The sequence below is a fragment of the Enterobacter bugandensis genome (assembly GCF_900324475.1).
GTDB lineage: Bacteria > Pseudomonadota > Gammaproteobacteria > Enterobacterales > Enterobacteriaceae > Enterobacter > Enterobacter bugandensis.
The window spans coordinates 605,111-625,788 of record NZ_LT992502.1 but is presented as its reverse complement, the minus strand read 5'-3'; the positions used below and the strand labels follow the sequence as shown (position 1 = coordinate 625,788).

Genomic DNA, 20,678 nt, shown 5'->3' with positions numbered 1-20,678 from the left:
CGCGCCGCCAGGTTACGTATGCGCGATGCTAAACCGCACGGGATGCGTTCGCGCGATGGGCGAAATTACGTTAGCGGAGTTTGCGCACGTCGCCCGGAGAAATCCCGTAATGACGACGAAACGCGGTAGCGAAGTTGGTGGCATGCTGATACCCACACATCCAGGCCGCCTGCTGCACGCTGTGGCCTTCCAGCAGATAGCGACGCGCCAGCGCAAGGCGACAGTCGCGAAGATAATCGAAGAGGGTACAGCCGTAGCGCTGACGGAACTTGCTGCGCAGGCTGCTTGGGCTCATTGCAGCCAGGGCTGCCAGCTGCGCGAGAGTATGATCCCGTTCAGGAGACTGTTCCAGCATGCTCCGTACGCGTTCCAGGCGCGCATGCTCAGGGCGGCTCGGGCAGGGCTGCTGGCGCTGATTCAGGCCGTGGCCGAGCAGCTGGTACATCAGCCCCTCCAGCAATAGCTTACGCGCGAGCACGCTTCCCCTCTGCTGCTGCGCATGCTGAATGCCTGACATAACAAACTCGGGAACGTGCCAGACAAACGTGGGTGTATTCAGGTTTTGCCATTCCAGCAGCAGCGACTCAAGCAGGGCTTCACGCCCGGCTTCATGCGGGTACACGCCAAACGAGAGCGTTTTCAGCGCGCTGTCGGCGTCGTGACGCGCGCTCATCACCTGTTCCTCACTCAGACGGGCGCTGAACGCCATGCCGGGACGAACGTGATAGTCGATGCCATTGAGCGCGATCGTAACGCACCCTTCCAGGACTACCAGCATATAGAGCGGGCTGCTGTGGCGGGATGTGGTTTCGTAGGGTTGTAATACATGCACGTCGGAGTGAGTCAGCGAAATGCCGGACGAGAGCGTCATCTCTTCCACATTCCCCTGCAACACCGGGCTGCCGCTGATCTGCTCCCCTTTTAACAGCGGGAAACGGTAGTCGATGCCGTAGCGCTCGCCGAATACCTGAAAATCCTCAACAAAAAATATGCGTTTCGCTGATCTATTTTCACTCTGGAGCATAATTCGGGGCCTGCATCGGGAAAAGGACAGGCAAAACAGTACCATCCATTTGCCATGTCAGCAATCACCGGGCGCAGACACTATTACGCTCCGGACAAAGCCGGAGCGAAGATATATATTTCTTTACGAGAAATATATTTATGCTTCCTGCCACTCAGCAAAAACCTCTTTATGGTTTTTGGTCAGGATAACGTTATTATCTTCGACCTTATCGACCCAGCCGAGAGGAATAAAGTGGTGCTTGCCGCCTGATTCAGGGTCACTCTTAGCAAGCTTGATACGCTCGCCGTCTAAATGGTCCACAACCCCGACGTGCGTTCCGCAGCTGGCGACAACCTGAGTGTGATCCTTAATTGCGCTTTTATCTACCATAATCATTCTCCTGTTTCGGTTATTTGCCTGTTGCACGAAAAATAACTGTAGCGCATAAATTCAGGCTTAAAAGGCTTATTAGCATTTTGAAACATCATTGACAGAATGGAATATGATGTCTATTTAACGCCGAAGTGAATAAAATAAGAATGAGATGAATTATTTCCGACTGATTATTTCCCGATCATAATTAAATTATCGCAACCAACGAGGAGGTATTTATGACGATTCGCAACAATAATCGGGCAGAAATTTCGCTGGCTCTTGGTGAAGCGGTCCTGGACATCGTGCAAAAAGGCCATGAGTTATCGCGAGAGAATCTCGCCCAGGCGATGAAAATCAAAGCGGAGAAAGAACGCGACGACGAGCGGCTTTTGAACTACTGGAAGGCGTGTAATATGCTGGTTTGAACGTAGCGGCGTTTAGGCTGACTAAACGCCGCCTCCGGTTACTCGTCGAAGTACCAGTACCCCTGGTTAATCAGCCCGGTGAGTTCGTCAACAAACGCCGGGTTTTTCAGCGCATCGCCCAGCTCGGCCTGGCCGAGTTCGGTGTAGCGGCACAGCGCATCCGCGCCCTTCGCGTCTACCGTCTCCAGCTGTTCGCTGTTGATGAAGACGCTGCCGTTAACGTTCAGCACGCGCAGGCCGCTCAGGCGCGACAGCGTTTCGCCGCCCTGCAGCGCGTCCAGCACCTCGTCTGCCGAATACGGCGGCTCGGCGGCGGCGATATCCAGCTCGTGGCGCGGCGTGGAGACGAAGCTGCCAAACCATTTCGTGAAATCGTCCGGCTTGCTAATCATGTCGATCATCATCTGACGGATACGATCGAGCTCATACTGCTCCACGCGGCCCGGGTGTTCGCGGCAGGTCAGATCCGGATCGCTGTAGTGCTCGCCGCCCAGATCGTTTTCCAGCGCGTAGTCGGCAAAGCTGCTGATCAGATCGCGGCCGTTCGGCCCGCGGAAGCCGACGGAGTAGTTCAGCGCCGTTTCATGGGTGAAGCCGTCATGGGGGAATCCAGGCGGAATATAGAGGATATCGCCCGGCTCAAGATCTTCGTCGATGATCGGCTCAAACGGTTCCACGTGCAGCAGCGCCGGATGCGGGCAGAACTGACGCATCGGCAGCTTGTCGCCCACGCGCCAGCGGCGGCTGCCCATCCCCTGAATGATAAACACGTCGTACTGATCGATATGCGGACCCACGCCGCCGCCCGGCACGGAGAAGGAGATCATCAGATCGTCCAGACGCCAGTCTGGCAGGGCGCGGAACGGACGCACCAGCTCCGCGGCGGGCATATGCCAGTGGTTCACCGCCTGCGCCAGCAGCGACCAGCCGGTTTCGCCCAGACCGTCAAAGTGCTCAAACGGACCATTGCTGGCCTGCCATTTGCCGTTAGCGTGGCTCACCAGACGGCTATCGACTTCCGGCTCCATCGCCAGGCCTGCCAGCTCGTCCGGGGTAATCGGGTCGACAAAATTCGGGAAGGCATTTTTCAGCACTACGGGTTGTTTTTGCCAGTATTTCTCAAGAAATTCCGGCCAGTTCAGGTTCAATTGATACGCCATGGGTAGCACCAGTGAGAGGGGAAACAGGCGCGATTATAGGCAAGAAGGCAGAGGGGGAACTTGTCATGGGTCAAACGAGCGCGCGTAGGTCGGGTAAGGCGAAGCCGCTACCCGACACGTACACGGCAGTAAAACTTAATCCAGGTTCAGCTCGTCGTAATGGGTAATCAGTTTGCCCACGATGCCGTAGTCCAGCGCTTCTGCCGGAGACATCCAGTAGTTGCGGTCGGTGTCTTTTTTCACTTTTTCCAGCGGCTGGCCGGTGGCGTCAGCGATCAGCTTGTTGACGCGATCCAGCATGCGGATGATCTCGCGCGCTTCGATCTCAATATCCGTCGCCTGACCGCGCACGCCGCCCAGCGGCTGGTGGATCATAAAGCGGGTATTCGGCAGCGAGTAGCGGTGCTCTTTTTTCGCTGCCAGGAAGATGGTGATCCCGGCGCTCGCCACCCAGCCGGTGCCGATGACGTGCACTTCCGGGCGGATGAACTTGATGAAGTCGTGAATGGTGTCACCCGCTTCCACGTGGCCGCCCTGGCTGTTGATGTACAGCTTGATCGGATCGTTGCTGACGCTTTGCAGCAGGATCATCTGGGTAATGACCTTCTGCGCCAGCTCCTGGTTGATCTCGCCGGAGATAACAATCGAACGGGACTCCAGCAGTTTTTGCTGCAGAGCGCCCGCGCCGCTTGACCCTTCCGCTTTGTCCTTGTCGCTTTCTTTCAGTGTGTAGTGCATTGTTGTTTCCTCAGCTTGTCGCGCTCAAAACCAGAGTGTAGCCTGTTTTATCGGTGAAAGTCCTCACAGACAAATAACGAGGGATCTTATGAATATTGCACATGTCGCACTCTGGACCCGCAGCCTTGAGGCCCAGGTTCAGTTCTGGGAAACGGTGTTTAATGGCCGCAGTAACGAACGCTACGTCAGCAAAAACCGTCCGGGGTTTGAATCCCATTTTATTACCCTGGATGACGGGCCGACCCTCGAGCTGATGACGCTGCCGGACCTGCCCGACGCCCCGTCGCACCCGGAGTTTATCGGCTGGGCGCATATCGCCATTAACGTCGGCAGCAAGGCAAAAGTGGACAGCATGGCCGAGCGGGCGCAGTCAAACGGCACGCTGCTCAGCGCCCCGCGCATGACCGGGGACGGCTTTTATGAAGCGGTAATCGCGGACCCGGACGGCAACCGCATCGAACTTGTCGGTGCATAAAAACAGCGTTTCATTCCTTCACCACCCCCGCCCCGGCTCGCTATACTTCATATGGTTATCATATTGTTAAATGATAATGATATTTAATGTGTTAAGATGAAAGTCAGCATAAACAGTCTCTTACGCCACCGTTGAGACTGTTTGCATCCTCGACATTTAAATCAGCACCGGGGCGGTGAATGGAACACATTGTGTATGTGGTTGATGACGATGACGCGGTCAGGCAGTCCGTAATCGGGCTACTGGAATCGGCAGACTTAAACGCCATCGGCTTTTCATCAGCAGAAACGTTTCTTCAACACCGGTTTGAGGATCTGCCGTCGTGCGTGATCCTCGACATGCAGATGCCCGCCATCTCTGGCTTCGAGGTGGCGGACGCGCTCAAAGACAGCGGGCGCGAGATCCCGATTATTTTTCTCACCGGCCACGGCACTATCCCGATGTCGGTGCGCGCCATCAAAGGCGGCGCGTACGAATTTCTCACCAAGCCCGTCGAATCCGCCGCGCTGATCGACGCCATTGAGTCCGCGCTGCAGCTGGCGGAAAACAACGCCGTGCGCAATAAAGAGCACTACGCCCTGAAGCAGCGCCATCTGTCCCTCACGCCGCGCGAGCACGAGGTGCTTGAGCTTGCCATCACCGGCAAGCTCAACAAGCAGATTGCCGCCGAGCTGGGCGTCAGCGAGATCACGGTGAAAGTGCACCGCCGCCGCGTGATGGAGAAAATGCAGGTGCGCTCCGTGGCCGAGCTGGTCAGGGCCGTTGAGCGCCTGACCAAAAGCCAGCCCGCTGAGTAACGTTTACCCTTCCTGCGCGGCCAGCGGCAGCGCGAAGGTAAACACCGTGCCGTGCGGCTCCCGGCGGCGCGCGCTCAGCTTTCCGCAGTGGCGCTCGATGATGCTGGCGCTGATGGTCAGCCCCATCCCCATCCCCTGCGGCTTGGTGGAGTAGAACGAGTCAAAAATCTGCTCCAGCCGTTCGGGCTCAATGCCGCTCCCGGTATCGGCGATCTCAACGAGCACTTTCCCTTCCGCGTTGGCGGTGCTGAGGATGATGGTGCTGGCGCGATCCCTCACCTCGGCCATCGCTTCTACCGCATTCATCACCAGATTCAGCAGCACCTGCTGGATCTGCACGCTGTCCCCGGTGATAAAGCTGTCGCTGGCGTTCAACAGATAATCAACGCTAATGTGTCTCTGCTCCAGCTCGCTGCGCGAAAGCGTGATGATATGGTGGATCAGGTAGTGCATATCAATGCGCGAGAAGGTGGGATCCTGCTTGCGCGTCAGGGACTGGATGCTGCGAATGATCTCCCCCGCACGCGCGCCTTCCGCGGCGATCTCCTCCAGCCCTTCGCGCACTTTATCCAGGCGGGCGGGCTCGCGGCTGAGCCAGCGCAGGCTCGCCCCGGCATTCGAGACGATCGACATCAGCGGCTGGTTGATCTCGTGAGCGATGGAGGAGGTCAGCTGCCCGACGGTGGTGGCGCGGGACACCCTCGCCAGATCCGCCTGCGCCACCCGCATGGCATCCTCCGCGGCGCGCTGGCTGGTGATATCCGTAATAATGCCGTAGTACTCGTTCACCTCGCTGCCCACCCCCACCGGATCGCCAATCCCGAGGATGTAGCGCGTTGAGCCGTCGGTGCGCTTTATACGAAACTCCGCACGCATGGAGAGCCCGTCGCGCACGCTCTGGGTGACGATGGCGCTGATGCGGGCGTAATCGTCCTCGTGGACGAAGGTTAAAAACTCCGCCATGGAGATCATCTTTTGCTGGTCGGGCAGGCCGAGAATGCGGGCGTACTCTTCCGAGACAAACATCAGATCCTGCTCCAGCTCCCAGCGCCAGCTGCCGGTGTGGCTGATCTGCTCGCCCAGCATCAGCGAGGTCTGGCTGGCGCGCAGCTCTTTTTCCACCCGGCGGCGCTGAATGTTCTCCGCCAGCAGCTCGGCGTAGAGCCGCGCCGTCTCCAGGGATACCGCTGCCTGCGCGCCCAGCAGGCTGACCACGCGCGAGTGCTCGGCGGTGAAGACCTCCGGCATCAGGCGGTTTTCCAGGTAGAGCACGCCCACCAGCCGCGCCTGTTTGAACATCGGGACGCACATCACCGCCGCCCCCGAGGTCACCAGATAAGGGTCCTGGCTGAAAGGATGAAACTCCTCCGGCTTGCCGGTGCGGATCTCCTGCCCGGTGCGGATCACCGCAGCCAGCACCGACAGCGGCATGTCGGTCGCCATCGGCACGTCTTTCAGGATCCGCACCCGCACGCCGTCGGTGCTGGTCCAGGCGCTGGCCTCGATCTCCGGGATCAGGTTATCGTTCACGCGAAGCAGCAAGCCGCGCTGCGCCCCGGCGCGTTCGAGCAGGATGGTCATCAGGTTTTCAATCAGGCGCTCAAGATTGATCTCTTCCGACAGCGCGCGGGAAGCCTTGATCACGCTCTGCAGATCGCGGATCGTCTCGTTCTGGGCAAACGCCACCGTGTCGTAGGCGCTGGCCTGCCCGGAGGCCAGCAGGTGCGGGAAATCCTGCTCCAGCTGGCGCACCTTGGCCTGCGCGCCCGCGCGGCCCCAGGCGGCAATCGAGCCGCGGAAGTGCGCGTCTGATGCGGTCGGGTAGCCGCAGGCCAGCGCAAAGCGGCCCGCCAGCTCGTGGGCCAGGGCGTTAATCGGGTTAAAGCCACCCTCGCGGGAGAGCCGGACCGCCTTCTCATACTGCTCAAGCGCAATGCTGTTCATCCCGTCCAGACGGACAATTTCGGCGTAGATCAGCGCCTCTTTATCCGCGAACGTGCCGGGATTAATGCGCGCCCAGAGGGCGATTTTGTCGTAGTGAGCGTGAATGCTGCGGCGGTGATTTGCCGAAAACGTCTCCGGCGTCAGCTGACGTGAGAGCGCCAGCGCGCTGTAGAGATGGTAATCCAGCAGATGGATATGGCCCGGCGCAGACCACGCGTACCAGCCCGCCATCTCAAGATCCGCCTGCGCGTCGGTATACTCGCCGCAGGTAAAGTGCGCCATGCCGCGGTAGAGCCAGTACCAGAACAGCATAGTGGAGGTCTGCTCCGGGGCCTGCTCCGGCGACGCGGGAAGCAGCGCCTCGGGCAGCGCCTGCGACGCGGTCCAGGTGCCGATCGTCGGCGTGCGCAAAAACTCCACGAAGGTGCGCTGGAGCATCAATATGGTCTCCACGTCCTGGAAGTGGGTTTTACGTACAAACGCCAGGCCGCGATCGATGCTGGTCAACACTCCGTCCAGGTGATCGCCCCGAGAGAGGAAGTTAATGACCTGATGGCAGGCCGCAAAGCAGGCCACCGTCATATCGCCGTGGGTAACGGCGGCGGTGAAGCAGGCTGTTGCGCACTCAATGGTGAATGACAGCGGCTGGGTCCAGACGCTGAGCTGGTCGAGGGGCAGCAGGGTTTTGGCTTCGAACGCGTCGTAGCCGTGGCGGTTCACCAGCTCGCGGGCCAGGGTGCCGTACTGGAACCCGAGGCGGTACTCGGCGTAGCGCTGGCCAATCAGCACGCCAAACCAGGCCATCGCCGTGGTGGAGGCGCCAGTGATGCCGTGGTCGAGGGTGAGGTGCATCATGCGGCAGAGCAGCAAAAAATGCAGGCGCGGGCAGATGAAGCTGGCGCAAATGCTGGCGCTGTAGAGCAGGTTCATCACCGCTTCGGTTTCCGGGTTATCCATCCGCGACAGCTGGGCAAAAAGGCTTTGCGGCGCGTCGGCCGTGCGGTTGCAGAAGTGTTCCCAGGCCTCGTCGCAGTCGGCATCTTCCGGGTGGCGGCCAATCTGAATACCAAAAATCCCCAGCCAGCAGAGCGCCGCCTCCAGCGCCAGACGGCTGTCCGACTGGCGAATGTACACTTCCACCAGCAGGTTGGCCGCCAGCGCCTTTTCGGTCAGCCCGCCGGGGCAGCCGAGGATGGCGTCACACAGCTCGCGGGTGCGCTCCAGGTGCCCCAGAGCAAACTCGCAGCCCGCCTCTTCGATATCAAGCATAAAGTCTGACACCGTCCCGGCGTTGCCCAGCGCTCTGGCGGTCTGGATATAGCTGAGCGCCGATGGATAATCCCCCGAACGCTTTGCCCGTCGTGCGGCCAGCAGGCTCAGCTCGCGGAACATCTGGCGCTGCGGCACGGGCTGGATGCAGTCCAGCGCGGCCGTGACGTGGTGAACGGCGCGGAACAGCAGTTCGTTCCCCGCGGCCTGACGCGCGGCGTCGGCCAGCAGGCTGGCGGTGGTCAGGTGAAGATGGCTTTTCTCATGCTGATCCAGCATCGCAAAGGCCGCCTCCTGCACCCGGTCGTGGGTGAAGGCGTACTCTTTTTCCGTCAGCACAATGAGCTGGGCCATCACCGCCGGATGCAGCGCATAGCGCATTTCCGCCATCGACATGCTGACCACCCGGCAGATCATCTCCATCTCGCCCGTGCCGCCGAGGCAGGCGAGGCTGCCCAGCAGGCGGCGCGTCTCGTCGGGCAGCTCTTCGAGCTGCTCCAGCACCAGGGTAACGACATTTTCGGTGTAGTGCCGGGCGCGGATCGCCTGCAGATCGTAGTGCCACTTATCCTGATATTTGTTGTGCACCACCAGCCCGTCATCCACGATGCGGCGGAAAAACTCGTGCACAAAGAGCGGGTTACCCCCGGTTTTCTCGTGGATCAGCGTGGCGAGGTCGGTCGTCGCCGCGCTGCGGGCACGAAATATCGTCGCCAGCCAGCGCGCCACCGCCTTCACGGACAGCGCCTGCGGGACAATTTCAGTCGCGTTTTGCGCCGCTTCCGGCAGGCTCGCCAGCTGCTGTTGCAGCGTCGGTTCAGACAACGAACCGATATCGCGGTGGGCGACCACCAGCAGCAGCGGGATAGCGCCGCAGGTCACCAGCAGATGTTTCAGCGTATGCAGGCTGGCCGCGTCGCTCCACTGGAGATCGTCGAGCACCAGCACCAGCGGGCAGCCCTGAGAAGCAAAGGTTTTAACCAGCGCCAGCACCATATGGCTGAAGCGCGCCCGGGCATCAATGGAAAACGTATCCGCCGAGTAGCGCAGCTTGCTCTCAAGGAGCAGCCCCAGCTCGGGCACCAGGCTGACGGCCAGCGCTTCGTACCCCTCCAGGGCGCGCGACAGGCGGATTTTCCACTTCGCCACATCTTCCGCGGGCAGCCCCAGCAGGTGCAGCGTCAGGGTGCGGAACGCGGAGCTTAATACGCCGTAGGGTAAAGACGGCGAGAACTGATCGACTTTCCCCACCGCCAGCAAAACCTGACGCTGCTGCAGCGTTTTGAGCGCCGTCGCGATGATGGACGATTTGCCAATCCCCGACGGCCCGCCGATTGTCACCAGCTCCGGCACCAGGTTCTGCCCCACCCGCTCAAACGCGGCAATGACGTCATTCGCCTGCGGATGCGTCGCGAACAGGGAGTCCGCCAGATGGATCGCGGGAGTGCGGTCCTGCTGGCCGGGCGTAAAGGCGACAATCTCACCCTCGCAGGTCAGCGTCGCCTGGCAGCGGCGGAGGTCGGCAATCAGCCCGTCGACCGTCTGGTAGCGGTTATCGGGGTGCTTTTCCAGCAGCTTGAGGATGATGGTCGACAGCATCCCCGGCACGTCCGGGCGAATCACGTCCGGGGCCAGCGGCTCCGAGGCAATATGGTAGTGCGCCCAGTTGGTTTGATCGTCCTCCCCCAACTCAAACGGCAGGCGTCCGGTCAGGAGTTCATACAGCACCATGCCGAGGCTGTAGAGATCGCTGCGGCCGTCAACGGGACGCCGGGTGCGGGTGGTGTGCTCCGGCGACATATACGCGGGCGTACCGCCTGAAACGGCAAGCCGGGTCTGGGAGAAGGCACCGGAGAGGCTACAGGAGAGGCCAAAGCTGCCCAGACGGCAGGTGGCATCGTGATGAACAAAAATCGCGCCGGGCTTGATATCGCCGTGGATCAGGTTTTGCAGGTGCATCTGGCGCAGGGGAACGCAGATCTGGATCGCCATCTCAATAAAGCGCGAGATCCCCGAGATCGCCCTGCCCGCGCGTCGCGCCAGCAGCTCAAACGCAAACGGCGCATACACCAGCGCGAATCGTCCCCGGTACTGGGTGGAGGCAACAGCGCGGATGGCCCAGCTGTCCTGCAGCACGTCACGCAGCGCAAATTCGTTTTTTAGCAGCCGCGTGGCCCGCTCTTCCTCTTCGTCGCTCACCGCGGTGGCAATGATGAACGAGCCGCCTGAATGGGGATGGCGCGCGTGCATCCAGGCGATACCGCCCTCCTGCGCCAGCACGGTAAAAATCACATCCTCTTTAAGGACAAAAACCCGCCCCTGGTGAAGATTCCCCTGGGCGGGCCAGAATGCAGGCTGCTCGTGTTCGTTCATCCGCGATCCTTATCGTCGGCGGGCCAGCTCCCGCTGTATATGATCCAGCAGAATATCGATGTTAATGGGTTTACGCAAAAATGCAGCGGCGCCCAGGCTAAGAGCGTACCGCTGCATATTTTCATCAGCATGACCGGAGATAAAGATCACGGGCGGCGGGGGGACGGCCAGCAGCCGCAGCTTTTCAAACAGCTCCAGGCCGCTCATGCCCCGCAGCTTGATATCGGCGATCACCAGCGCCGCGCCGGACAGGGCGAGCGGATGGCTCAGAAACACCTCTGCCGAATCAAACGTATCGGCGGCATACCCTTCCGACTCCAGGAGATTACTCAGCCCGCTGCGGACGGAACGTTCGTCATCAATGATGGCAATGCGCCACGGCAGCGTCATGCTGTCTTTCCTCAAAAAAATCATTAAACGTCGCGATCGTCCTTCGCGGGCGCGGGGGGCGCCGTGCCGCTGATTTTCGGCACGCATTCGTGACGAAACCAGGCGAGGGTAAACGGTTCGCGACTCAGTAAACGCCGTCCCACCGGGATGAGCTGTTCACCCACCAGCATGCCAAACAGGCCAAGCAGGGCGACAACCGGCGGTGCCGGGGAATGAACGTCGAGCAGGGCGTAAATTACCCCAGCAACCACGCCGCACACCAGCGAAATTATCCATGCTCTCATGACGTCGCTCCCGTCTGCGATTTCACCTGCGGAACCGTTACCTGAGGAGGCGGCGCGCCGTCGCGGGATAACAGATGGCGCGTCGCCTGTTCACCCGCCAGCATCCCCAGCAAGCCAATCAGCGCCAGCGCGGGCGGCGCGGGGGAGCGCACCTTCAGCACGGCATACATCAGGCCAATCAACACGCCTGCGGCAAGGGATATCAGCCCAGTACTCATTGTGAACTCCAGAGAAAGAGGCAGCGGCGAGCCGGATGAGGGACCAGCCCGCCAGCGGAACTTAGCGAGCCGGGACCGGCGCTAAGGTGCGGTGCTCGCTCTTCTGGCGAGACGGTGCTTTGTGCACCATGGTGTAGGCGTAATCCACGCCCATGCCGTACGCGCCGGAGTGTTCGCGCACGATATCCATCACCGCGGTGTAGGTCTCTTTACGCGCCCAGTCGCGCTGCCACTCCAGCATCACCTGCTGCCAGGTCACCGGGATCACGCCTGCCTGGATCATGCGCTGCATCGCGAAGTCGTGGGCTTCTTTGGAGGTGCCGCCGGACGCGTCCGCCACCATATAAATTTCGTAGTCGCCTTCCAGCATCGCGCACAGGGCAAAGCTGTTGTTGCACACTTCGGTCCACAGGCCGGCAACCACCACCTTCTTCTTGCCGTTAGCCTTCAGCGCGTCGCGCACCTTCTGGTCGTCCCAGGAGTTCATGGAGGTACGCTCCAGAATGTCCTGGCCCGGGAAGACGTCCAACAGCTCCGGATAGGTATTGCCGGAGAAGCTTTCTGTCTCAACGGTGGTGATGATGGTCGGGATGTTGAACACTTTGGCCGCTTTCGCCAGCGCCACGGTGTTGTTTTTCAGCACCTGGCGGTCAATAGACTGCACGCCAAACGCCATCTGTGGCTGGTGATCGATAAAGATGATCTGACAGTTCGCAGGGGTTAACACTTCGAGCTTTGAAGAGGTCATAGCATTTTCCAGTGGTTAAGGGTAGAAATCGCCGCGAGCGCCGCGACGATAAAGTCACCCTCATCCTGCGGATTTCCGTCGCCGCGCGTAATTATCTCTTCGTATAGTTAACCTTAGGTATAGTTATACTTTGGTATACCTATCCTATTGTATAACTGGATCTTTGCCGAAACCGGTTCCCATAATCCTGACCATTCCCCCTCTCAGTCAGGAGCAGTTATGGTTACCCTCGGTAAAGCCGATCTCATTCTGGTTAACGGCCAGTTTCACACCGTCGATCGCGAGAACCCTGTCGCGGAAGCCGTTGCCGTGCGCGACGGAAAATTTCTGGAAGTGGGTACCGTCGCCGAGGTGATGCAGCACCACTGCGACGGCACTAAGGTGGTGGATTTGAAAGGCCACACCGCGATCCCCGGCCTGAACGACTCGCACCTGCACCTGATCCGCGGCGGGCTGAACTACAACCTCGAGCTGCGCTGGGAAGGCGTGCCGTCGCTGGCTGATGCCCTGCGGATGCTGAAAGAGCAGGCCCTGCGCACGCCGTCGCCCCAGTGGGTGCGCGTGGTGGGCGGCTGGAGCGAGTTCCAGTTTGCCGAGCGCCGCATGCCGACGCTGGATGAGATTAACGACGCCGCGCCGGACACCCCGGTCTTCATTCTGCACCTGTACGACCGCGCCCTGCTCAACCGCGCCGCGCTGAAGGTGGTCGGCTACACCAAAGAGACGCCGAACCCGCCGGGCGGCGAGATCCAGCGCGACGCCAACGGCAACCCGACCGGGATGCTGATTGCCCGTCCGAACGCCATGATCCTCTATGCCACGCTGGCGAAAGGGCCGAAGCTGCCGCTGGAGCAGCAGGTCAACTCCACGCGCCAGTTTATGCGCGAGCTGAACCGTCTGGGGCTGACCAGCGCCATCGACGCGGGCGGCGGCTTCCAGAACTACCCGGAAGATTACGAGGTGATTGCCGAGCTGCACGAGAAAAAGCAGATGACCATCCGCATCGCCTATAACCTGTTTACCCAGCGTCCGGGCCACGAGCTGGAAGACTTTGAAAAATGGACCGACATGCTCACGCCGGGCCAGGGCAGCGACTTCTTCCGCCACAACGGCGCGGGCGAGATGCTGGTCTTCTCCGCCGCCGATTTTGAAGACTTCCTCGAGCCGCGTCCGGACCTCGCGCCGGGCATGGAGGACGAGCTGGAGCGCGTGGTGCGCCATCTGGTGGAGCACCGCTGGCCGTTCCGCCTGCACGCCACCTACAACGAATCCATCAGCCGCATGCTGGACGTGTTCGAAAAAGTTAACCGCGACATTCCGTTCAACGGCCTGCACTGGTTCTTCGACCATGCGGAAACCGTTACCCAGGCCAACATAGACCGCATCAAAGCGCTGGGCGGCGGCATTGCCGTCCAGCACCGCATGGCCTTCCAGGGGGAGTACTTTGCCGAGCGCTATGGCATCGAAGCTACCCGCCACACGCCGCCGGTGGCAAAAATGCTCGAGACCGGCGTGCCGGTGGGCTTAGGTACCGACGCCACCCGCGTGGCGAGCTATAACCCGTGGACCGCGCTCTACTGGCTGGTCTCCGGCCGCACCGTAGGCGGGATGCAGATGTACGATCATAGCGCCCGTCTGGACCGCGACACAGCCCTGATGCTCTGGACCCAGGGCAGCGCGTGGTTCTCCAGCGAGCAGAACCAGAAGGGGCAGATCAAGGTCGGCCAGCTCGCCGACCTGGCGGTGCTCAGCAAAGACTACTTCCGCGTGCCGGAAGAGGAGATCAAGGGCATCGAGTCCGTCCTGACGGTGGTCAACGGCGACATCGTCTACGCCGCAGGCACCTTCGGCCCGCTCGCGCCACCGGCCATTCCGGTTCTGCCCGAGTGGTCTCCGGTGGTGAAGGTACCGGGCCACTACCGCAGCGCGCCGCCGCAGGCTACGCGCGTCGGCTTGAGTGTGGCTCACCACTGCAGCGGCCCGTGCGGGGTTCACAGCCACCAGCATGATTTCGCCCGCACGTCAGAGATGCCGGTGTCCGACGATAACGCTTTCTGGGGGGCGCTGGGCTGCAGCTGCTTTGCATTCTGATGAAAAACACTACTATGCCGCCCCGGGTCGACCTGGGGCTGTTCTTCCTGCGCCTCACCGGCAGCCTGCTGCTGCTCTACGTGCACGGCCTGCCGAAGGTGCTCCACTTCAGCGAAGAGCTGACGCGCATTGAAGATCCGTTCGGCTTCGGGCCTTACGCGAGCCTGATCCCGGCGATCGTCGCCGAGGTGATCTGCCCGCTGTTGATCATTGCGGGCGTCTACACCCGCCTGGCGTGCCTGCCGATTATCGCCGTGCTGCTGGTGGCGATGCTGGCGGTACACCCGGACTGGTCGATTGCCGAAGGGCAGTTTGGCTGGCTGCTGCTGATTATCTTCACCACTCTCGCCCTCACCGGGCCGGGCCAGTGGCGGCTGCAGCGTAAGGCGACGGAGAGGTTCGCATGACCCAGGTTAACGACGTTCGCGACGCACACGTTGAGACGACGCCCGCGCGGGCGGCTTCGCCGTGGCAGCCGCTGAGCCAGCCGGTGTTCCGCATGCTGTGGATCGCCACGGTGGTCTCTAACGTCGGCTCATGGATGAGCGACGTCGGCATCAACTGGAGCATGCTGACGCTCAGCGCCGATCCGCTGGATATCGCGCTGGTGCAGGCGGCGAGCAGCCTGCCGATGTTCCTCTTCTCCCTGCCGTCCGGGGTGATGGCGGACATCGTTGACCGGCGTAAATACCTGCTCTTCTCCCAGCTGTGGGTGTTCATCGCCGCCGCCGGGCTGACGGTGCTCTCCTTCACCGGACACGTCACCCCTACCGTTCTGCTGGTGGCGACGTTCCTGCTGAGCGTGGGCGCGGCGATGAGCTCGCCGCCGTTCCAGGCCGTGGTGCCCGATCTGGTGAGCAAGCCGGAGCTGGGTGCCGCCGTGGCGCTGAACTCGCTCGGGGTGAACATCAGCCGGGCGATTGGCCCCGCGCTGGGCGGTTTTCTGCTTTCGCTCGCCGGGCCGTGGATGGTGTTTGCCCTGAACGCGCTGTCCGTGGTCGGCGTGGCGTGGGTGCTGTGGCGCTGGCGTCCGGCGCCGTCCGTGCAGCGCCTGCCGCCGGAACACTTCTTCTCTGCGGTGCGCTCCGGCATTCGCTACGTGCACGCCGCGCCGGTGCTGCGCAACGTGCTGGTGCGCACCGTGGCGTTCTTCGTTTTCGGCAGCGCGGGCTGGGCGCTGCTGCCGCTGGTGGCGCGCCGCGAGCTGGGCTTAGGCCCGGCGGGCTACGGCGTGATGCTGGCGTGCATCGGCCTGGGCGCCATTGCCGGGGCGATCCTGCTGCCGCGCCTGCGCCAGCGGCTGAACGCCGATCGGCTGATGGTGGCCGCGAGCCTGGTTTTTGCCCTCACCATGCTGGCGCTGGCGTTCGTGCGCCACGTCTGGCTGCTCAATCTGTTTGAGTTCTTCACCGGCTTCGCGTGGATTGCGGTGCTCTCCACCCTCAACCTCGGCGCACAGCGCAGCGCCGCCCGCTGGGTGAAGGCCCGGGCGCTGGCGGTTTATCTGACGGTGTTCTTCGGCTCGATGACCACGGGCAGCGCCATCTGGGGGCAGATCGCCTCGCAGTTTGGCACCCCGACCTCGCTGGTTGTCGCCACGCTGGGGATGGTGCTGGCAAGCGCAACGGTGTTCCGCTGGAAGCTGGAGAAAGATCCTGATTTAAACCTCGACCTGAGCGGCCAGCCGCTGGACGGCGTGGAGATTGAGCTGCCGAACGAGCGCGGCCCGGTGCTGGTGTCGCACGAGTACATCATCGACCCGCAGAACGCGAAAGCCTTCCTGGAGGCGGTACACGAGCTGCGCCGGGTGCGCCGCCGCGCCGGGGCGATGAGCTGGGCGGTGTACGAGGATATTGAGCGCCCCGGTCTGTTTATCGAGACCTTCCTGATGGGCTCCTGGATTGAGCATCTGCGCCAGCAGGAGCGCCATACCATGAATGACCTCCTGCTGCAGAGCCGCGTTCTGGCTTTTCATCAGGGCACAACATCACCGGCAATTCGCTATCTGGTCGCGCCGGTATAACCATAACCATCACCTGTACAGGAACACACTATGGCAACGTTTAAGGCAAAAGACGGCACGCAGATTTACTACAAAGACTGCGGCGCGGGCAAACCGGTTCTCTTCAGCCACGGCTGGCCGCTGGACGGCGACATGTGGGACAGCCAGCTGAACTACCTGGCGGAGCGCGGCTTCCGCGCCATCGCCTTTGACCGTCGCGGCTTTGGCCGCTCGGATCAGCCGTGGAACGGCTACGACTACGATACCTTTGCGTCCGATATCAACGACCTGATTACTACCCTGGACCTTCAGGACGTGACGCTGGTGGGCTTCTCCATGGGCGGCGGCGACGTGACCCGCTACATCAACAACTACGGCAGCGCGCGCGTGGCCGGTCTGGCGCTGCTGGGCGCGGTCACGCCAATCTTCGGTAAATCCGACTCCTTCCCGCAGGGTGTGGATCAGAGCGTGTTCGACGGTATTCGCGACGGACTGCGTAAAGATCGCGCCCAGTTCATCAGCGACTTCGCGACGCCGTTCTACGGCACCAACGCCGGGCAGACCGTCTCTGCCGGTGCCCTGACCCAGACGCTGAACATCGCCCTGCTGGCATCCCTGAAGGGCACCATCGACTGCGTGACCGCCTTCGGCGAAACCGACTTCCGCCCGGATATGGCGAAAATCGACGTACCGACGCTGGTGATCCACGGCAGCAACGACCAGATCGTGCCGTTTGAAAGCACCGGCAAGCTGGCGGCGGAGATGATCAAAAACGCCACGCTGAAGGTGTACGACAACGCGCCGCACGGCTTCGCGCTGACCCACCAGGATCAGCTCAACGAAGATCTGCTGGCGTTTGTGAAGTCGCTGTAAGTCTGAGGGCTGACGCCAATGGCGACAGCCCCCTTATCACCTCAACCCACCTGAACAAGCAGTGACACTATTCAGATTAATCCTATAAAATACTGACCTTTACCGCCTTTACCCGACTTCCGGAGTTTGTGATGGTTCAGGATCGCACCGCGTTAGCCCCCTTCTTTAATGAGCATATCAATAACAACAGCCGATACAGCCCTAAATGGGGGCCAGCCTATCACCAGATGGTCAAACGCGTAGCGACAGAGCGGCCCGAGTTTCGTGATCAAAGCCTTATCAAGGCACTTTGGTATGAACGCTCCAACGGCGTCGCCAGCATTAAACAGGGTGGAATGTCGCAGAACGAATACAATGCGGCCCAGATTCACCTGCGGGAAATCACAACCCTGATGGCACAGGGCTGCACCCCGGCCGTTTATGAAAAGGTGGTCAACAAGCTACAGGCGCTTAAGGCCAAATCCATTCTCAAGAAACAGTACTGGGCGTTGTGTCACCGGGCTTTTGCCACGCTGTACCCTGAGCGGGTTTCGAACGTGGTAAATACCAAAATGTTTTCCCGCATTTATAACTACTGTAATAACCGCTTCGGGCTTGGGCTCGCCGGGAAAGGGACGTGGTTTGAAAAAAACCTGGAGCTGAAGGCGGCTCTGAACCGCGAGCTGGGCGGCCATGTAGACCCTGTCGAACTCAATATGTCGCTGTGGCATCTCTACACGCATTTCATCAAAGATAAAAGTGATATCGGCCTGGTAGGTAGCGAGTCCTGGGCCGAAGACGACGATCAGGATACGGATGAGAGCGTGGCGGATGTTCCACTGAACGTCATTCTCTATGGCCCTCCGGGGACAGGTAAAACCTATTCCACCGTTGAGCATGCCGTCCGCGCCTGTGAACCCGCTGAGTATTCCCGCCTGCTGGATGGCCTTCAGGGCAGTGATTACCGGAACGCACTTAAAGCGCTTTATGACCGGCTGGTCTCCGAACAGCGCATCCGCTTTGTCACTTTCCACCAAAGCTTTGGTTATGAAGAGTTTATTGAAGGGCTACGCGCCGATACCACCCGTGACGGTAACGTTCGCTATGACATTAAATCCGGCGTCTTTAAGCAAATCTGTGAGGATGCGGCGTTTGGTTACGCAGGTGAACAGCTGGCGCTGAACGAGGCGCTATCAAAGTTTCAAAAAGAACTGCTTAATGGCGAAGCCGCCACGCTCAAAACGACATCAGGTAAACCGTTCGGCGTCACCTATAAAAGTGAAACGAACTTCGGCATCTTCCCTTTAAACAGCAAAAAAGGGGATCTGGGGAATGGATACAACGCCTACGTGAAAGACATCAAAGCCTGGTATCAGAACAACGGGATTGATATCCACAACGAGTCGTATGTCCGGGGTATCCTCAACTATCTTCATGATAATTATAATCTTCCCGTCACACCGAAAAAAAATGCACCGGCAAAACGCCAGAACTACGTGCTGATTGTTGACGAGATTAACCGTGGCAATATCTCCAAAATTTTCGGAGAGCTCATCACCTTAATTGAGAAATCCAAGCGCATGGGTGAACCCGAGGCCCTGAGCGTGACGCTACCCTATTCGGGCGAAAAATTCAGCGTGCCAAACAACCTGTTCCTGGTCGGCACCATGAATACCGCGGACCGTTCCCTGACCGCTCTGGACACCGCCCTGCGCCGCCGCTTCGAGTTTAAGGCCATGCTGCCGAAAGCCTCCATTCTGGAAGGCCACGTCATCAAAGGTATCGATCTCAAACGGCTACTGCAGATGCTCAATGAACGCATTGAGGCGCTGTACGATAGCGAGCACACGCTCGGGCACGCTTTTTTCATACCGGTAATTGAGACGGAGGACGATGACATTGCTTTCGCCCGTCTGCAGCGGGTGATGAAAAATAAAGTACTGCCGCTGCTGGAGGAGTACTTTTACAACGACTGGCAGAAAATTCGTCTGGTCCTTGGAGATAACCAGAAGCAGGATCCCGCCCTGTGCTTCATCCGTTCGATCAAAAACGAGGGAAATATTCAGCGGCTGTTTGGAACGGATGCATCGGACGATCTGCAGGAAGAGGGAGAGCGCTATCACCTTGCAGGCGAAGACGATCCTGTCTGGAATAATGCCATCGCCTGGCGTCAGATTTACGATGCAGGTGCGCGAGGCGCGGAGAACGACGAATGACCGGGCGGCGGCAGTGGTCCACCTTTGAATACGGTTATCTGGTCAGTAAAGAGGACAGCGGCCGGGTTAAGGACGCAGTGGAGCTTCCTCCGGCCTGTTTTGCGTGGCTGGAGCAATGCTGCCTGAACGACGATGCGGAATACGACGCGCGCCTGCTAACGCTGAAAACGGTCGGGCGCGTGAAGGTGCTGCAGGTGAAAAACTATGTCGGCGTCATTGCGCTGCCGGGAGGAGCGTTCATCGAGGTGTTGCCAAAGACCGGCCATGATAACGCCCGCGAACAGCTGATGATGATGCTGCGCACGCTGAAAACCTTCCGGCACATCGCCACAACCTCCGCCAGTATCAAAACCTCGCGCATGCCGCTGATGGATATCTTTATTCATCAATTTATCCAGAGCGTCCAGGCGGTCCTGCAGCAGGGTCTTAAGCGTGACTACCTTCGCCAGCAGGAGAATCTACCGTGGATGAAGGGAAAACTGCGGGTTTCAGCACAACTGTCGACAAATAGCGTTCGCCGGGATCGCTTTCAGGTGGAGTATGACGAGTACAGTGTTGACCGACCGGAGAACCGCATTCTCAAAACGGCCATCGATACGGTTTCGCGCCTGACCCGCAACCCTCAGCTCATCCAGCAGCTTCGCCCCTTGCAGTCGGCCTTCGAAGGTATTCCTCCCGTTGTTGATACCGCTCACGCGTTCGATCTGGTTCGCCTCGACAGGCATATGCATCACTATGAACAGGCGCTGGAGTGGGCCAAATTGATCCTACACGGGGAGTCACCACTTTGTATGCAGGGTCATGCTGATGCCATATCGCTGCTCTTTCCAATGGAAGCGGTATTTGAATCCTTTGTTGCGGCGTGGATGAGGCATCATCATCATCAACGTTACCAAATTGATACCCAAGCAAAAACACACACTCTGGCTCGCTATCACACCAGGTATATGTTTAGACTCAAGCCGGATATCTGGCTTCGCCCGTATGACACGTCGAAACATTCTTCAATTATTTGCGATACGAAATGGAAAAAGATTAAGCCTCATAAACCTGGCTTTAACATTTCGCAAAGCGATCTTTACCAGATGCTGGCCTACGGAACGAAATATCTCGATAGCCGCGGCGATATGATCCTGATCTACCCGCAGTATGACGGTTTTAGCGATGCGCTTCCCCATCCCTTCGAACTTCATAAGCCGGACAGCCATGCGCTACGTTTGTGGGTCGTCCCTTTTACCATCGGAACCAGTATTCAGAACTCGATACTCCACCTCCCCGAGTCCCTGAAGCTGCGGAATTAGAAACAGACGCCTGC

17 protein-coding genes and 1 pseudogene are annotated in these 20,678 nt (G+C 59.9%); 9 read left to right on the top strand and 9 right to left on the bottom strand.

Translation table 11 applies throughout. The features are described 5' to 3' along the window. Window positions 1-70 precede the first annotated feature (70 nt). Window positions 71-1,024: an AraC family transcriptional regulator gene (locus DG357_RS03020; RefSeq protein ID WP_049138633.1), complete on the bottom strand. Its 954-nt coding sequence runs from the start codon at window positions 1,022-1,024 to the stop codon at window positions 71-73. 138 nt (window positions 1,025-1,162) lie between these two features. Continuing rightward, on the bottom strand, window positions 1,163-1,396 hold the full coding sequence (locus DG357_RS03015) for a DUF2171 domain-containing protein (protein ID WP_063942935.1): 234 nt from the start codon (window positions 1,394-1,396) through the stop codon (window positions 1,163-1,165). Window positions 1,397-1,617: 221 nt separating this feature from the next. Between DG357_RS03015 and DG357_RS03010 the strand changes: the two genes are divergently transcribed. Then, window positions 1,618-1,806, top strand: coding sequence for a hypothetical protein (locus DG357_RS03010; RefSeq protein ID WP_028015370.1), 189 nt, complete (start codon window positions 1,618-1,620; stop codon window positions 1,804-1,806). 38 nt (window positions 1,807-1,844) lie between these two features. Here DG357_RS03010 and DG357_RS03005 read toward each other — a convergent pair whose 3' ends face one another. Both DG357_RS03005 and DG357_RS03000 read right to left on the bottom strand, forming a co-directional pair. Further along, window positions 1,845-2,966 carry a ribosomal protein uL16 3-hydroxylase gene (locus DG357_RS03005; protein ID WP_088204619.1) on the bottom strand — a complete coding sequence of 374 codons (1,122 nt, stop codon included), beginning with the start codon at window positions 2,964-2,966 and terminating at the stop codon, window positions 1,845-1,847. 135 nt (window positions 2,967-3,101) lie between these two features. Continuing rightward, a pseudogene (locus tag DG357_RS03000) lies at window positions 3,102-3,707 on the bottom strand (ATP-dependent Clp protease proteolytic subunit); the annotation flags it as partial. Between the two features lie 85 nt (window positions 3,708-3,792). Here DG357_RS03000 and DG357_RS02995 point away from each other — a divergent pair. Then, complete coding sequence (locus tag DG357_RS02995; RefSeq protein ID WP_088204620.1) at window positions 3,793-4,179, top strand: VOC family protein; 387 nt, start codon at window positions 3,793-3,795, stop codon at window positions 4,177-4,179. Window positions 4,180-4,358: 179 nt separating this feature from the next. Next, on the top strand, window positions 4,359-4,976 hold the full coding sequence (locus DG357_RS02990) for a response regulator transcription factor (RefSeq protein WP_045259555.1): 618 nt from the start codon (window positions 4,359-4,361) through the stop codon (window positions 4,974-4,976). Between the two features lie 3 nt (window positions 4,977-4,979). Here the strand turns inward: DG357_RS02990 and DG357_RS02985 are convergent, their stop codons facing one another. The 5 genes from DG357_RS02985 to DG357_RS02965 all read right to left on the bottom strand — a co-directional run bounded on the left by DG357_RS02985 (window position 4,980) and on the right by DG357_RS02965 (window position 12,202). Then, window positions 4,980-10,562, bottom strand: coding sequence for a trifunctional serine/threonine-protein kinase/ATP-binding protein/sensor histidine kinase (locus DG357_RS02985; protein WP_088204621.1), 5,583 nt, complete (start codon window positions 10,560-10,562; stop codon window positions 4,980-4,982). A gap of 9 nt (window positions 10,563-10,571) precedes the next feature. Further along, window positions 10,572-10,952, bottom strand: a complete 381-nt coding sequence (locus DG357_RS02980; RefSeq protein ID WP_048960182.1) for a response regulator transcription factor — start codon at window positions 10,950-10,952, stop codon at window positions 10,572-10,574. 23 nt (window positions 10,953-10,975) lie between these two features. Beyond that, window positions 10,976-11,236 carry a XapX domain-containing protein gene (locus tag DG357_RS02975; protein WP_028015363.1) on the bottom strand — a complete coding sequence of 87 codons (261 nt, stop codon included), beginning with the start codon at window positions 11,234-11,236 and terminating at the stop codon, window positions 10,976-10,978. After that, entirely contained in the window at window positions 11,233-11,454 is a 222-nt protein-coding gene (locus DG357_RS02970) for a DUF1427 family protein (protein ID WP_028015362.1), read from the bottom strand. The genes DG357_RS02975 and DG357_RS02970 overlap by 4 nt, the downstream gene beginning before the upstream one ends. A 61-nt stretch (window positions 11,455-11,515) precedes the next feature. After that, complete coding sequence (locus DG357_RS02965) at window positions 11,516-12,202, bottom strand: hydrolase (protein ID WP_023331928.1); 687 nt, start codon at window positions 12,200-12,202, stop codon at window positions 11,516-11,518. 219 nt (window positions 12,203-12,421) lie between these two features. Between DG357_RS02965 and DG357_RS02960 the strand changes: the two genes are divergently transcribed. The 6 genes from DG357_RS02960 (at window position 12,422) to DG357_RS02935 (ending at window position 20,664) form a co-directional block, all read left to right on the top strand. Next, window positions 12,422-14,293 (top strand): amidohydrolase, encoded by a 1,872-nt coding sequence (locus tag DG357_RS02960; RefSeq protein WP_088204622.1) that lies wholly within the window; start codon window positions 12,422-12,424, stop codon window positions 14,291-14,293. Then, window positions 14,293-14,700 carry a DoxX family protein gene (locus DG357_RS02955; protein ID WP_028015359.1) on the top strand — a complete coding sequence of 136 codons (408 nt, stop codon included), beginning with the start codon at window positions 14,293-14,295 and terminating at the stop codon, window positions 14,698-14,700. Before DG357_RS02960 ends, DG357_RS02955 begins: the two co-directional genes overlap by 1 nt. Continuing rightward, entirely contained in the window at window positions 14,697-16,316 is a 1,620-nt protein-coding gene (locus DG357_RS02950) for an MFS transporter (protein WP_088204623.1), read from the top strand. Before DG357_RS02955 ends, DG357_RS02950 begins: the two co-directional genes overlap by 4 nt. 30 nt (window positions 16,317-16,346) lie before the next feature. Next, window positions 16,347-17,168, top strand: a complete 822-nt coding sequence (locus tag DG357_RS02945; RefSeq protein ID WP_044597222.1) for an alpha/beta fold hydrolase — start codon at window positions 16,347-16,349, stop codon at window positions 17,166-17,168. 131 nt (window positions 17,169-17,299) lie between these two features. Beyond that, window positions 17,300-19,363, top strand: a complete 2,064-nt coding sequence (locus tag DG357_RS02940) for an McrB family protein (protein WP_045259561.1) — start codon at window positions 17,300-17,302, stop codon at window positions 19,361-19,363. Continuing rightward, window positions 19,360-20,664, top strand: a complete 1,305-nt coding sequence (locus DG357_RS02935; protein WP_063154875.1) for an McrC family protein — start codon at window positions 19,360-19,362, stop codon at window positions 20,662-20,664. The genes DG357_RS02940 and DG357_RS02935 overlap by 4 nt, the downstream gene beginning before the upstream one ends. Window positions 20,665-20,678 lie beyond the last annotated feature (14 nt).

What these genes read in the sequence shown, in the direction of transcription:
- DG357_RS03020 (WP_049138633.1), bottom strand. Translation starts at nt 1,024, where the DNA reads ATGCTCCAGAGTGAAAATAGATCAGCGAAACGCATATTTTTTGTTGAG.
- DG357_RS03015 (WP_063942935.1), bottom strand. Translation starts at nt 1,396, where the DNA reads ATGGTAGATAAAAGCGCAATTAAGGATCACACTCAGGTTGTCGCCAGC.
- DG357_RS03010 (WP_028015370.1), top strand. Translation starts at nt 1,618, where the DNA reads ATGACGATTCGCAACAATAATCGGGCAGAAATTTCGCTGGCTCTTGGT.
- DG357_RS03005 (WP_088204619.1), bottom strand. Translation starts at nt 2,966, where the DNA reads ATGGCGTATCAATTGAACCTGAACTGGCCGGAATTTCTTGAGAAATAC.
- DG357_RS02995 (WP_088204620.1), top strand. Translation starts at nt 3,793, where the DNA reads ATGAATATTGCACATGTCGCACTCTGGACCCGCAGCCTTGAGGCCCAG.
- DG357_RS02990 (WP_045259555.1), top strand. Translation starts at nt 4,359, where the DNA reads ATGGAACACATTGTGTATGTGGTTGATGACGATGACGCGGTCAGGCAG.
- DG357_RS02985 (WP_088204621.1), bottom strand. Translation starts at nt 10,562, where the DNA reads ATGAACGAACACGAGCAGCCTGCATTCTGGCCCGCCCAGGGGAATCTT.
- DG357_RS02980 (WP_048960182.1), bottom strand. Translation starts at nt 10,952, where the DNA reads ATGACGCTGCCGTGGCGCATTGCCATCATTGATGACGAACGTTCCGTC.
- DG357_RS02975 (WP_028015363.1), bottom strand. Translation starts at nt 11,236, where the DNA reads ATGAGAGCATGGATAATTTCGCTGGTGTGCGGCGTGGTTGCTGGGGTA.
- DG357_RS02970 (WP_028015362.1), bottom strand. Translation starts at nt 11,454, where the DNA reads ATGAGTACTGGGCTGATATCCCTTGCCGCAGGCGTGTTGATTGGCCTG.
- DG357_RS02965 (WP_023331928.1), bottom strand. Translation starts at nt 12,202, where the DNA reads ATGACCTCTTCAAAGCTCGAAGTGTTAACCCCTGCGAACTGTCAGATC.
- DG357_RS02960 (WP_088204622.1), top strand. Translation starts at nt 12,422, where the DNA reads ATGGTTACCCTCGGTAAAGCCGATCTCATTCTGGTTAACGGCCAGTTT.
- DG357_RS02955 (WP_028015359.1), top strand. Translation starts at nt 14,293, where the DNA reads ATGAAAAACACTACTATGCCGCCCCGGGTCGACCTGGGGCTGTTCTTC.
- DG357_RS02950 (WP_088204623.1), top strand. Translation starts at nt 14,697, where the DNA reads ATGACCCAGGTTAACGACGTTCGCGACGCACACGTTGAGACGACGCCC.
- DG357_RS02945 (WP_044597222.1), top strand. Translation starts at nt 16,347, where the DNA reads ATGGCAACGTTTAAGGCAAAAGACGGCACGCAGATTTACTACAAAGAC.
- DG357_RS02940 (WP_045259561.1), top strand. Translation starts at nt 17,300, where the DNA reads ATGGTTCAGGATCGCACCGCGTTAGCCCCCTTCTTTAATGAGCATATC.
- DG357_RS02935 (WP_063154875.1), top strand. Translation starts at nt 19,360, where the DNA reads ATGACCGGGCGGCGGCAGTGGTCCACCTTTGAATACGGTTATCTGGTC.